This is a genomic window from Calothrix sp. CCY 0018, assembly GCF_963920925.1.
In the GTDB taxonomy this organism is placed as follows: domain Bacteria; phylum Cyanobacteriota; class Cyanobacteriia; order Cyanobacteriales; family Nostocaceae; genus Rivularia.
Genome location: NZ_CAWUDI010000015.1, coordinates 82061 through 94877 on the forward strand (window position 1 = coordinate 82061; position 12817 = coordinate 94877).

11 protein-coding genes are annotated in these 12817 nt (G+C 37.6%); 4 read left to right on the forward strand and 7 right to left on the reverse strand.

Annotation, left to right across the window (positions count from 1 at the left end; translation table 11 throughout):
* Positions 1-15: 15 nt before the first annotated feature.
* Positions 16-660 (reverse strand): hypothetical protein, encoded by a 645-nt coding sequence (locus tag ACM03V_RS13080; RefSeq protein WP_414621221.1) that lies wholly within the window; start codon positions 658-660, stop codon positions 16-18.
* A gap of 107 nt (positions 661-767) precedes the next feature.
* Entirely contained in the window at positions 768-4292 is a 3525-nt protein-coding gene (locus tag ACM03V_RS13085) for a GAF domain-containing protein (RefSeq protein ID WP_414621222.1), read from the reverse strand.
* A 391-nt stretch (positions 4293-4683) separates the two neighbouring features.
* Between ACM03V_RS13085 and ACM03V_RS13090 the strand changes: the two genes are divergently transcribed.
* On the forward strand, positions 4684-7053 hold the full coding sequence (locus tag ACM03V_RS13090; protein WP_414621223.1) for a prolyl oligopeptidase family serine peptidase: 2370 nt from the start codon (positions 4684-4686) through the stop codon (positions 7051-7053).
* Between the two features lie 367 nt (positions 7054-7420).
* Here ACM03V_RS13090 and ACM03V_RS13095 read toward each other — a convergent pair whose 3' ends face one another.
* Positions 7421-7678, reverse strand: a complete 258-nt coding sequence (locus ACM03V_RS13095) for a hypothetical protein (protein ID WP_414621224.1) — start codon at positions 7676-7678, stop codon at positions 7421-7423.
* A 456-nt stretch (positions 7679-8134) separates the two neighbouring features.
* Here ACM03V_RS13095 and ACM03V_RS13100 point away from each other — a divergent pair, with 456 nt between their 5' ends.
* A complete protein-coding gene (locus tag ACM03V_RS13100; protein WP_414621225.1) occupies positions 8135-8422 on the forward strand; it encodes an RNA recognition motif domain-containing protein in 288 nt (95 codons plus the stop codon).
* Between the two features lie 293 nt (positions 8423-8715).
* On the opposite strand, the gene ACM03V_RS13105 is transcribed toward ACM03V_RS13100, so the two are convergent.
* On the reverse strand, positions 8716-9084 hold the full coding sequence (locus ACM03V_RS13105; protein WP_414621226.1) for a pentapeptide repeat-containing protein: 369 nt from the start codon (positions 9082-9084) through the stop codon (positions 8716-8718).
* A gap of 2 nt (positions 9085-9086) precedes the next feature.
* Positions 9087-9386 carry a hypothetical protein gene (locus tag ACM03V_RS13110; protein ID WP_414621227.1) on the reverse strand — a complete coding sequence of 100 codons (300 nt, stop codon included), beginning with the start codon at positions 9384-9386 and terminating at the stop codon, positions 9087-9089.
* A gap of 324 nt (positions 9387-9710) precedes the next feature.
* On the opposite strand from ACM03V_RS13110, the gene ACM03V_RS13115 reads away from it, so the two are divergent.
* A complete protein-coding gene (locus tag ACM03V_RS13115) occupies positions 9711-10352 on the forward strand; it encodes a hypothetical protein (protein ID WP_414621228.1) in 642 nt (213 codons plus the stop codon).
* A 102-nt stretch (positions 10353-10454) separates the two neighbouring features.
* Here the strand turns inward: ACM03V_RS13115 and ACM03V_RS13120 are convergent, their stop codons facing one another.
* Positions 10455-11228: a class II glutamine amidotransferase gene (locus ACM03V_RS13120; protein WP_414621229.1), complete on the reverse strand. Its 774-nt coding sequence runs from the start codon at positions 11226-11228 to the stop codon at positions 10455-10457.
* A 229-nt stretch (positions 11229-11457) separates the two neighbouring features.
* Here ACM03V_RS13120 and ACM03V_RS13125 point away from each other — a divergent pair, with 229 nt between their 5' ends.
* A complete protein-coding gene (locus ACM03V_RS13125) occupies positions 11458-11616 on the forward strand; it encodes a hypothetical protein (RefSeq protein ID WP_414621230.1) in 159 nt (52 codons plus the stop codon).
* Positions 11617-11626: 10 nt separating this feature from the next.
* Here ACM03V_RS13125 and ACM03V_RS13130 read toward each other — a convergent pair whose 3' ends face one another.
* Positions 11627-12814 (reverse strand): RNA-guided endonuclease InsQ/TnpB family protein, encoded by a 1188-nt coding sequence (locus tag ACM03V_RS13130; RefSeq protein ID WP_414621231.1) that lies wholly within the window; start codon positions 12812-12814, stop codon positions 11627-11629.
* Between the last annotated feature and the right edge of the window lie 3 nt (positions 12815-12817).

Genomic DNA, 12817 nt, shown 5'->3' on the forward strand with positions numbered 1-12817 from the left:
TTTAAAGCCTCGCCCTTAAGGAATTGTTATGCTGTCATTAGTTGAAACATTTCGTTCAACAATTCCGACTAAAGTAAGCATTAATGGTTCTAAATCATCAGGTAGGGAATAAATTTTTATATCTTCCGTAATACGTTTAGCTTCAACATCTAGTAAACCAAAACGCCAAACATCTCCAATGGTTACGGCTCCATACTGAAATGGCTGTTCTTCTATTAGAGATAAAGCGATTAATTCTACAGCCATTTGCGTAAATCCTCTAGTTAGATCATCTTTTTTTGCTTCTACTACTAAAAGACTTTGACTAGCACGCAATAAATAATCGAAATTCCCTTTCAACCATTTAGTTACTGTTAGCGGGTACTCAATACGTAACTGACAATCGCAATAATAAGTAGCAACTTCTAATAATATTGGTGCCACAAGGGTTTCTCGACGAGCAGTTTCACTGGTTAAACTAACACGGGGTAGGGTTCGTTCGATACGGTCTTTTAAATCTGCAATTCTATCGAGGGGTTTTTGAGTCTTGGGTAAGGATAATTTAGCCCTAACCAAGTTATATCCAAACTCAGCTAAAATTTCTTCTGGCTCATAAGTCATCTCAAAATACGAGCGGAATGTGTATTCTTTATCTTCCTGGAGAATTTTTGATTTTGACATGGTTTTATCGTGCTTTTAAATCGCAATTTACTACTTTAGCGTACAGCACTTGGTCTATTATTCTTATAGAATTGACATCCCTCTCGTCCAAACCTATTTAATTTTTTTCAAATACCAGACTTTATCGGCAACTCAATCGCAAATTCCGTACCTTGCCCTACCTGAGAAGAACATTGGATTTGACCGTGATGTTTTTCAACTATAATTTGATAGCAAATAGATAATCCTAATCCAGTACCTTTACCTACTTCTTTTGTAGTAAAAAATGGATCAAAAATATTTTCTTTTACTTTTTCGGGTATTCCAGAGCCGTTATCAGCGATTTTAATTACGACTTTACCATCAATTACTTCGGTACTAATTTCAATATTAAGAGCTACTTTGGGGAATTTTGATGATGCCGTAAATTTTTGTTCTAATGCATCAATGCTGTTACTGATAATATTCATAAAAACTTGATTTAGCTGAGCCGGAAAGCATTCTATTGATGGTAATTCATGATACTTTTTGATAACCGTAATTCCTGGATATTCGCCATTTGGTTTTAATCGATTTCCTAAGATAAGTAAAGTGCTATCTAATCCTTCGTGAATATTTACTGCTTTTAAATCAGCTTCATCTTTACGAGAGAAATTACGCAGCGACAGCACAATTTCACGAATACGCTCTGCTCCTATTTTCATTGAGTTAAGCGTTTTTGGTAAGTCGGAAATAATAAAATCTAAATCGATTTCCTCAATTTGCTTTTGAATATCTGCTGGTAATTCAGAAAGATGTTGGTGACAAAGAACTACTGTTTTGAGCAAATCTTCAGCGTACTGGGTTACATAAGTTAAATTACCAAAAATAAAGCTGACAGGATTATTTATCTCATGGGCAACTCCAGCTATTAACTGTCCCAAACCTGCCATTTTTTCACCTTGAATCAATTGGGCTTGAGTTTGCTTTAATTCTTGTAAGGCTTGAGCAAGTTTTGTGGCTTGAGTTTTGGTTTTTTCTAGTAATTCTGCTTGCTGAATCGCGATTCCTAATTGCGTACCAACTTGTGCGAGTAAGTTGACTTCTTCATCTTTCCAGTAGCGGGGTTGTGAGTTTTGATAAGCTACTAATAGTCCCCATAATTTATCACCTTGGGAAATAGGAACAAAAGTTTCATTGCGGGGTAAATGATCGTCATCATCGTCATCATCTGAAAATGTTGGCTGCACAAGTGGCTGTGTATTAATAACAGGTTTCCAATCGTCTTTAAATGAATCTGCGACAAATTTACCTCTCCAATTGGAATTAAAGCGGTAAATTGCGACTCGTTCGACTTCTAATAATTCTCGTACTGCTTGAGTAGTAGTTTTAAAAATAGTTTTAATATCAAGTGACTGGCGAATTTTATCAACCGTTGTAGCCAGAAGTTTTTGTCTTTCCATCGCTTTTTCTCTTTCGGTGGCTTCTGCTAACTGTACCGCTTGCATCTGAACTTGTTTTAAATACAAATCCTGTTTTAAAGCAATACTAAGCTGTTCGGCAATTTGGCTGATAAATTCAACTTCTGAGGATTGCCAGTTACGAGGATTATCACATTGATGAATACATAATAAACCCCATAATTCACCTTCTTTTAACAAGGGAGCAACGACATTAGCCCGCACTTGGAACTGTTCTAAAATTTTGAGATAGCAATGCTTAAATTCCTCTTGATGAATATCGGCGATCGCGTTGACTCTACCTTGTTGATAAAGTGGGGCAAATTTTTCGCTAAAGCAATGATCGTAAACCTTATTTGCAACGGCTGAAGTCCAACCTTCAGCTACATCTTCGTAAATAAATTCTCCTTCCCATTCAGTTCCAGGATCGAAATGAAACACCCCGACTCGATCGACTTTGAGCAGTTGACGTACTTGAGTAATGGTAGTTTTGAAGATTGTTTCTAAATCTAGTGATTCGCGAATTCGGGTAATTATACCAGTTAATGCTTTTTGCTGTTCTGCTTGATACTGAGCTTCTAATAAAGTTTGATTGTGCTGTAGAGCAACTCCTAAATTATCAGCAATCTGCCGGATAAATTCAATTTCTTCTTGTAGCCAATTACGAGGATTAGCGCATTGATGCACGCACAATAAACCCCATAAATCCTCTCCCTTAAGTAAAGGAACAACCAAATTAGCACGAACTTGAAATTGACTTAAAATTGAGGAATGACAATCGCTTAACCCTTCTGCATAAATATCTGCAACTGCTTGTACCCTACCTTGTTGATAGTGAACTGCAAATTTGTCGCCAAAAGTATGATCGTAAACTTTAGCTGAAACAGCAGAATCCCAATTAGAAGCAACACTTTCCCAAACAAATTCTCCTTGCCAATTTTGTTCGGGGTTGAATTTAAACACTGCTACTCTGTCCGCTTTGAGCATTTGCTGAACTTCAGTAACAGTTGTTTGAAAGATAGTATCTAAATCCAAAGATTGCCGAATCCGGGTAATTACCCCAGTTAATGTTTTTTGCTGCTTTGCTTGATTTCTAGCTTTAAATAATAATTCCTGCTGTCTTAAGGCTATACCAATTTGCGCTCCAGTCTGGGTAATTATTTCCAGTTCATTTTCAACCCAGATTCTAGGTGCGGAATTTTGATAAGCAGCAATTATCCCCCAAAGTTTTTCTCCTTGAAAAATCGGAGCAGTTACAAAACTTTTCGCTTCAATTTGTTCTAATAAATTTATCTGAGACTGTGTTAACTCAGCTTGATCAATATCATTAATGGTAAATGTCTCATTGCGAGCGTAACCTCCACCTTGAGTTTCTTGTAAATGGGTATCATTAATTGTATGAAAGTCAACTAAGGGAGTCCATCCTTCCGCAAAAGATTCAGCGACAAAATTACCGCTCCAATCTGAATTAAAACGAAAAATAGCAACGCGCTCGGCTTGGATTAATTCTCGTAGTTCTTGAGTTGTTGTTTGAAAGATAGATTCAATATCTAATGTTCTACGAATTTTATTAACAATTTGAGTAATTATCTTGTCACGTTGAGCCGCTTGAGTTAGTTTTATCCTTTTTAATTCTAATCTTTTAAGATAATCAGCTTGTTGAATAGCAACAGTGAAATGTTCGCCAATTAACCGTATAAATTCAATTTCCGATTCTTTCCAATTACGAGTATCACTGCATTGATGCACGCAAAGTAAACCCCAGAAAACATTTTCTTGTAACAATGGAACAACGAGATTAGCACGAACTTGAAATTGACCTAATATATCAGCATGACAATCGCTCAAACCTGCATTATATATATCCGCAACTGCTTGCACCCTACCTTGTTGGTAATGAGCCGCAAATTCATCCCCAAAACAATAATCGTGAACTTTCTTTTTAATTACGGAATCCCAACCAGATGCAACATCTTCTGAAACAAACTCCCCTTCCCTATCATTTTCAAGATCAAATTGAAATACAGCTACTCTGTCAGCTTTTAGTAATTCACGCACTTGAGTTGCAGTAGTTTGAAAAATAGTTTGCAAATCTAACGGTTGTCGAATTAGCTTAATTAGATTAAAGAGTACTTTTTGCTGTTCTAATTGCTCTTGAATTTGAGCATTTAAAATATTTGACTGCTTCTCTGGTCTTTTTGATTTAGATGTCATAATCTTTGATATTAATAAATTTATATATAGATAGATTTATTGATAAGCAAATTTCATAAAATAGACAAACATCTATTGTGTGCTATATGTAACATATCAAATTTTAGTATACAGTAATTTTCGCAAATTTTTATTGTTATATTATCCGTTTTTTTACTTAAATTAGTCAGCTATCAATATTTTTTTTACTCGAAAATAGTTAATTAATTGTTGCTTCCAACAAGAAGATATAAAAGTATTCTTAAATATTTTTTCGATGGCAGTAGAAAAAACTTGATGATTGTAAGGTAATCCCAGCCATTTCTAAATTGCGTACCATCACTCAAATAACTACCATTTGTGCAACTTTTGCTAATGTTCTACGATTACATAAGTACTCACGCACAACTAAATGAACAATTCTACCGAGCAAATTTGGCAAACTCCCCCTCAACCCATCAATCAAATCCTGGAAGCAGCACCTCCACCGCAAATCCGTATTTCTCCTGACAGACAGTGGATGGTGGAGCTTATTCAGTCGCAGTTAGTTCCCATTGCTTTACTTGCCGAAGTTGAAGTTGCTGTAGCAGGCTTCCGTTTGAATCCGCAAACCAACGGCCCCGCTCGTCACAATACTTACTACAGTATGAGGATTAAAGCGGTAGATTCTCCCGAACATACCAGAACAATAGAACTACCAGAAAATCCTCGCATTGGCTTTGTTAAATGGTCAGACGACAGTCAAAAGCTCGCGTTTACTCTTACTCAAGAAACAGGTTTAGAACTGTGGATTTTGCACGTTGCAGATGGAACTATTCAACGTTTAACCGAACCCGTACTTAATGCTGCTTATGGAACTCCCTACCACTGGCTTGATGATGAAACGTTAATTTGTAAATTTGTTTCTCAAGCTCGCGGTGAAGTACCTACTAAATCTAACGTTCCCAACGGCCCCTTAATTCAAGAAAACTTGGGTAGTAAAAAGCCTACTCGTACCTATACAAATTTGCTCCAAAATGCTCACGACGAAGCATTATTTGCATATTATTTAACTTCAACTTTAGAAAAAATTACTCTTGAAGGAAACCGCACTCAATTAATTTCACCTTGTTTAATTAGCCAAGCAATACCTTCTCCTGACAGCAAATTTATTTTAATTTCTACCATACAGAAACCGTTTTCTTATCAAGTTCCTGCCGCACGTTTTCCCAAACAAATATATATAATTGATAACAATGGCAACCAAATTTATCAAGTTGCAAATTTACCCCTTGATGAAGAACGTTCGATCAAATTTGATGCAGTACGAAAAGGCAGAAGACGGACATCGTGGCGCAGTGATGCAAAAGCTACACTAACTTGGGTAGAAGCACTAGATGAAGGCGACCCCAGTATAGAAGTTTCCCATCGCGATGCTTTATTTATCCTGGAAGCACCTTTCACCGTCACACCAACCCAATTATGGAAGTCGGAATATCGCTTTAACTCGATAGTTTGGGGAAAAGCAGATACGGCGCTAGTATATGAAAAATGGTACGATACTCGTCATTCGAGAACTTGGCGAATTTATCCTAATAATCCAGAAATACCGCCACAATTACTATTCGATCGCAGCTTTGAAGATAAATACAATGCACCAGGAACACCCATAACAAAACTGGGAGACTTCAGTTACAAAGTTCTACGCTTCGCACCTGACGGTCAAAGTATATACCTCAGCGGACGCGGTGCATCTCCCGATGGTGTATATCCGTTTTTAGATAGTTTGAATTTAGAAACTCAAGAAACTCAAAGGTTGTGGCAATGTGAAGATCCTTATTACGAGCAAATATTTGCCGTACTCGATGATGAAGCGCAAAACTTAATTACTGTGCGTCAGTCTCAGACAGAACCACCCAACCTGATGCGAGTTTCTCGGAATGATAATCAAGAAAAGATACTTACAGATTATCAAGATCCGGCACCACAACTAGCAGGAATTCATAAAGAATTAGTCCAGTATCAAAGAGCGGATGGAGTACAGCTATCGGCAAAACTATATCTACCTCCCGATTATAACGTTGAACGAGATGGTCCCTTACCGACGATATTGTGGGTGTATCCCGAAGAATTCAAAGACAAAGAATTTGCCGGACAAATAACTACAGCCGAAAACACTTTCAGCCGTCCCATTCGCGCTTCTATATTATTTTTGTTAACCCAAGGATATGCCGTACTTTCTGGAGCCACTTTACCAATAATCGGTGAAGGCGATCGCGAACCCAACGATACTTATGTAGAACAATTAATTGCCGGAGCGCAAGCCGCAGTAGATTATCTAGTAGAGCGTGGAATTGCTGACAGAAAACATATTGGTATCGGCGGTCACTCCTACGGAGCATTTACCACCGCAAATTTACTAGCACATACCGACTTATTTTGTATGGGAATTGCCAGAAGTGGAGCTTATAACCGCACCCTGACACCATTTGGTTTTCAAGGAGAACAGCGTAACTTTTGGGAAGCGCAAGAAACTTACATAAATATGTCACCCTTTACCCATGCATCTAAAATAAAAGCTCCATTATTACTGATTCATGGTGAAAACGATAGCAACGCAGGAACATATCCCTTACAAACCAAACGTTTATACGAAGCACTCAAAGGATTGGGTGCAACCGTGCGCTGGGTTGAATTACCAACAGAAGCACACGGTTATCGTTCCCAAGAAGCAGTCGCTCACGTACTTTGGGAAATGGTTAATTGGTGCGATAAGTATTTACAGTTAGGAGTTAGGAGTTAGGCTTTTTAGATAAGTAATTTGCTAGAACTAAGCGCAACTATGCAACGGAGTAGTAGCTCACGTGCTTTGGGAAATGGTTAATTGGTGCGATAAGTATTTGAAAAATATATCTGTTTAAAACAATATTCAGACAATTAGATTTTTCCAAAATCTAAAATCCGTCGATACTTGGTTTGGGGCAACGCCACTTCTCTGCTACTGCGAGAACCTGGGCAATGCAGTGGCTCCGGAAACCTACACCCACAACGCCAGTTCCTCTACTTGGGGAGACCCAAAGACCGGACTGGCTCAACTTAAAGCAAAACAAAAGCATCCGTTGTTAAAATCTAAAATCTAAAATCCAAAATCTAAAATCCGAGCAGGAATTTTAAGTTTCGTTGACAGTTTCCACCGCCATACTAGGCTCTTGTTCCTTATATTTCTCGGTCAATTCGAGTAAAGCTTCCGGTTTAAATGTAATTGTTCCAGAGCTTGAATGGCGATAACGATCGCCAACGAATACCGATAGCACGATGTTAGTTAGCTCGGGATTAGAGACGTACTTCACTGTACAAACCTGCATCTTATTATTGAAATAGGCAATAATGCGATCGCCAGGTCGAATATCTAAGGCTTGAATTTTCATACATACTATGGTAACACTTTAACGGATAGAAACAGAAATTATTATTTACGATTTAATTGTTCGTCTTGGTCTAAAATATCTTTCAAATATCTTCAAGTTCCTCTGCTGGCTTATATTGTGGCAGTTTTCTTTCTTCAAATTATTGCAGCCAAAGGCTAAAGTAACAACGGTTCCTTGTTTACCTCAGCGCCAACTTTTATAAGACTTACAGCCCTACTTTTTAAGGGAAACCGAGTATTTCCAGATATAGTATTTATTTTGCGACTAAAGAATTTTGCAAGTTTGATCGGATTCGCGATCGTGCAGAAAGAATGTTATAATTAAACCTGAGAACCAAAAGATTAACGATTAAGTTGATATTCAGTATCAAAGGTTTTTCCATAAAGTATTGAGCTATTTCTTTTCCAATAATCTTGTCTCTCTAAACACAACAATCATTGAGAAGACAATCAAAATATGTCAATTTACGTCGGTAATTTATCTTACGAAGTTAGTCAAGAAGGCTTAAGTGAAGTCTTTGCCGAGTATGGAGCTGTTAAACGGGTTCACATTCCTACCGATCGCGAAACAGGTCGCGTCCGAGGCTTTGCTTTTGTCGAAATGGAATCCGAAGCCGATGAAGACAAAGCTATTGAAGCTTTAGATGGAGCAGAATGGATGGAGCGCAGTCTAAAGGTCAACAAAGCTATACCTCGTGAAGACAGAAGCTCATCCGGTGGTGGTCGTCGAAACAACCGCTTCTAAAACTTCAAAGTTAAATAAGTTAAATAAATAAAAAATAACGCTTCTGGGAATCAAGCAGATTAATTCTACATCGTCTTCCTAGAGGCGTTTTTTTGTATAAACATAGGAGAAAGATACAACTCTTATTAAATTTTTTTAATTTTGGATTACAAATCTGAAATAGGAGTTAAAAGTTAGAAGTTAGAAGTTAGAAGTTAGAAGTTAGAAGTTAGAACTTAGAAATTAGAAGTTATTGATAACTGTATGACGCTACCGCGTCACGCTGAGCCGCACTACGTGAACGCTAATATTGATTAAAACTTCTGCATTTTATTACTAATTGGGTCAAAATCCGGAGTGAAGCGAGTGCTGTCATCGTAGCAAGCTCTGTCAAGATTAGCTCCATAAATTTTAGTGTACTTAAGCTTGGCTCCCCGGAGATTGGCATCTTTGAGATTTGCACCGCTCAAGTTAGCTCGGATCAAATTAGCATTCGCGAAGTTAGCACCTCCTAAATTAGCACCCCATAATTTGGCTTTTGCTAAATTAGCATCTGTTAAATCGGCTGCAAACAAATTGATACCAACTAAGTTAGCTTCAATTAACTTAGCTTTAACTAAATTTACTCCTGAAAAATCTCTTTCCCCCGCATCGTAACGTCGCTGTAATTCTTGAGCATCCATATTTATTTAACCTTTGCGAGTAATTTTGAAGCTATTTGCTCCCATTCTTCATCTAAACTTACTTTAGATTCTGGTTTACCGCTGCGATTGTACCAGTAGCGAGCATTAATCAAATCGCCTTCCCTACGATGCAAGTATGCGTGAACCCAAGCGCTATCAGTATCGCTAGCATCTCCCAAAAAATCATGAGCTTCATCCCAGCCAATTTTTCTATCGATCCATAAACCTTGTAGCGACAAAGGTAAGGAAGCAGGACATTTATCCAATGTTTCTATTAATTCTTTAAATTCTTCTAAAGTCATTTTGCCAGAAAAATTATTAATTATCTAAATTTAAGATATAAGTTAATTATTTCTCTTCTTTTATCAAAAGGCTTGTATCTTAGGGTATAAATTAGCGATTCGATGAAATATATAAGTAATCATCTTAACTTGATATAGCTGCGGGGGTAACTATAATTACTCTACTAAGTTTACATATATTAACTTTATTTTTGTTAGTTGATAAACTATAGATAGATTGACAGGGGGAACAGGTAAAAATATATTTGTTTCATTCGTAGCTAGTTAAAGTAAATTTTTTACAAATTTTGTTGTTAAAAAGCCGATAAATTTGGAGATAATTAAATGATTGTAAATAAAATTAAAGGCTTATGGATGATTTTTACTGCTTTTATCCCGATTGTTTGGATAATGATTTTTCTGAATATACTTTTTGACGTAAACCATTTAGCACACAGTTCTGTAAATACAATCAACAGCACTTTTTCAGGAATGACGGCTACATTTGGTAATTCTGCCAATTCCCTAAATAATTCTATGGAGCCAATTCGCAATTTAGAAAAGTCTTTATCAGAAGTTTCCCAGAGAGTTAATAATATTCCGGTAAATATTCAAACACCCGATATTAAATTTCCGGATGCAAGATTACCTTTTGAATTACCTACTATTCCTAGTTTTGATATTTTAATACCCGGACTAACAGATGTAAAAAATATATTAGTTAATAACTTTGATATACTGGGCAAATTTAATGAAGCAATTGGCAGCATTTCCAACTTTGAGCAAAATCAAGCATATTATCAAGAAATTATTTTAGGAATACAAAACTCAATCCAAGAACTGCAAACTATCGCCATCAAAGTAATAATTTTAGCTGTTGTCGGAGCAATAGTTATTATTCCCTTCTTGATTCGACTATTTATTACTCCTTATATAAAATGGACGCATCATAGAATTACAACAGGATGGAAGTTAATTCGTAATTAAAGGTTAAAGCTCAAAGATTAAAGGTTAGATTTTTGTAATTTTTAAATCCTAACTTCTAACTCCCAACTCATCACTCCCAATCCAAAATCCAAAATCCACAATCTAAAATTCCTTAACGGGTTCCCCATCGAGAAATGTGAGTAACTCTCCCGGCTGAATTTGCGTCCAAACTTCATTATCTGTGAGGGGTGTAGTCGCGATGACAGCAACTCGATCGCCTTGTTGAGTTAATTCGTTAAAATCCACCGTCACATCTTCATCGATTAAATGAGCTTTCTCGAAGGGTGCTTTGCGGACAATGTAACAAAGTTTGGTTGAACTATAAGCAAAAAAGTGTTCGCCATCAGTTAATAGATAATTAAATATTCCATGTTTGCCTATTCTGTTAGTGATTCTTTTGATAACTGTGAGTAATGACTCTAAAGGTGGTTTCACCATTGGAAACTGCTGTCTCAAACTTTCTAAAATCAAGCAGAAAGCCTTCTCACTGTCAGTATTACCTACTGGTTGGTAAAAATCCATAAATGGTAATTCAAAATCTTTCAAATCGCCATTATGAGCAAAAACCCAATGCCTACCCCATAATTCCCTACGGAAAGGATGACAGTTTTCTAAAACAATTTCACCTTGAGTTGCTTTACGAATATGCGCGATCGCATGAGTCGAATGAATCGGATAGCGTCTGACAAAATCCGCAATTTGAGAATTAACGGAAGATTTAGCATCCATAAAAATCCGACAACCCTTCCCCTCAAAGAAAGCGATACCCCAACCATCTTTATGATCGTCAGTTTTACCCCCCCTAGCCGAAAAGCCTTCAAAGGAAAAGCAAATATCAGTGGGAGTGTTGCAGTTCATTCCTAGAAGTTGACACATTTATCGGTTATTCAGTTAACAATTATCAATTATCAATTATCACTCAATAGTTAACAGTTAGCAGTTAACAGTTAGTAGTTACGAGCGAGGAATGATGGGAATACTGCTCGGTTTAGGAATGACACAAAATTTTAGATTCCCGAAACCCTCGCTAATTTGGGCGCTTTAGATTGTAATCTTATAACTGTTCCCCATCCGCCATTAGCAATTACCAATTACCAAATAAAAAATGATTGACGAAGGTTATATAAAATATCAGTGTAACTGGCTAAATTCAGAACCAGTAAGTTTCGATGAGATAGCAGAACTCAACCAATGGCGTTTAAAGCTTTATGAATTGGGTTTAATTGGTGAATTTGACATCCTCACCGGACTAAAGCCACGGTGATTCCTAAGACTCACGACTTAGGTTTCTGTTTCCTTCCCTTACGGGTTTTTTGCAACTGCCTTTTAACCTTAAGGTTATAAGGTCTTATGTTCGCTCCACAGACTGAAACTGCGAGTCCCGCAGCCAAAATATTCTTACTTGCGTTGATGTCCCGGTCGTGGTGCGCTCCGCATTTGGGGCAATCCCACTCTCGTACATTTAATGGCAATTTATCAACGATATGTCCACAACTACTACATCGCTTAGAACTCGGAAACCATCGGTCAATTACAATCAATGTGCGACCATACCAGTCGCACTTATATTTAAGTTGCCTGACCAATTCCCCCCAGCTAGCATCACTGATGGCAAGGGAGAGTTTTCGGTTCTTCATCATGTTCTTCACAGCCAAGTCTTCTACGGCGATGGTTTGGTTTTCTCCCACCAACCGAGTTGTCAACTTATGGAGGAAATCATATCTAGCGTCACTAATTTGAGCATGGACTTTAGCAACTTTAAGTCGGGATTTATGGCGATTATTAGATCCTTTCTGCTTGCGACTCAAAGATTTTTGGGCAATACGCAGTTTGTTCCGTTTTGCCTTAAAACTTTTAGAGCTTGCAACTTTCTGCCCCGTACTTAAAGCTACCAGGCTAGTGATGCCCAAATCCACCCCAATGCTATTAGGAGATTCTGGCAATGGTTCAATTTCAATATCCACTAACAACGAAACACTCCATCGTCCAGAAGACGAGAGTTTTACGTTAACAGTGGAGGGTATGGCATTGTCGGGAATAGCTCGACTCCATCGGATATCCAAAGCTTCAGAACTTTTAGCCAAGAACAATTTACCATCACGCCATTTAAAAGCCGATTTGGTAAATTCCGCACTACCTCCGTTTCGCTTCTTTCTAAAATTTGGGTATCTCGCCCTGCCTGCAAAGAAGTTGCTGAAAGCGGTTTGCAAGTGTCTCAGTCCTTGCTGCAACGGCACACAGCTAACATCATTAAGAAAGCTAAATTCGTCCTGCTTTTTCCAATCTGTCAACAGACTAGAAGTTTGAGCGTAACCTACGCGCTCTTGTCGTTCATACCATGCTTCAGTCCTTGCTGCGAGAGCGCGGTTATAGACCAATCGAGTACATCCCATCGTTTTCCGAAGCAAGGTTTCTTGCTCAGGAGTCGGATAAAAACGGTACTTGAAAGATTTTTGTGTCATTCT

Excerpts from the sequence above, each read along its gene's own strand:
- ACM03V_RS13080 (WP_414621221.1), bottom strand. The coding sequence starts at position 660 with ATGTCAAAATCAAAAATTCTCCAGGAAGATAAAGAATACACATTCCGC.
- ACM03V_RS13085 (WP_414621222.1), bottom strand. The coding sequence starts at position 4,292 with ATGACATCTAAATCAAAAAGACCAGAGAAGCAGTCAAATATTTTAAAT.
- ACM03V_RS13090 (WP_414621223.1), top strand. The coding sequence starts at position 4,684 with ATGAACAATTCTACCGAGCAAATTTGGCAAACTCCCCCTCAACCCATC.
- ACM03V_RS13095 (WP_414621224.1), bottom strand. The coding sequence starts at position 7,678 with ATGAAAATTCAAGCCTTAGATATTCGACCTGGCGATCGCATTATTGCC.
- ACM03V_RS13100 (WP_414621225.1), top strand. The coding sequence starts at position 8,135 with ATGTCAATTTACGTCGGTAATTTATCTTACGAAGTTAGTCAAGAAGGC.
- ACM03V_RS13105 (WP_414621226.1), bottom strand. The coding sequence starts at position 9,084 with ATGGATGCTCAAGAATTACAGCGACGTTACGATGCGGGGGAAAGAGAT.
- ACM03V_RS13110 (WP_414621227.1), bottom strand. The coding sequence starts at position 9,386 with ATGACTTTAGAAGAATTTAAAGAATTAATAGAAACATTGGATAAATGT.
- ACM03V_RS13115 (WP_414621228.1), top strand. The coding sequence starts at position 9,711 with ATGATTGTAAATAAAATTAAAGGCTTATGGATGATTTTTACTGCTTTT.
- ACM03V_RS13120 (WP_414621229.1), bottom strand. The coding sequence starts at position 11,228 with ATGTGTCAACTTCTAGGAATGAACTGCAACACTCCCACTGATATTTGC.
- ACM03V_RS13125 (WP_414621230.1), top strand. The coding sequence starts at position 11,458 with ATGATTGACGAAGGTTATATAAAATATCAGTGTAACTGGCTAAATTCA.
- ACM03V_RS13130 (WP_414621231.1), bottom strand. The coding sequence starts at position 12,814 with ATGACACAAAAATCTTTCAAGTACCGTTTTTATCCGACTCCTGAGCAA.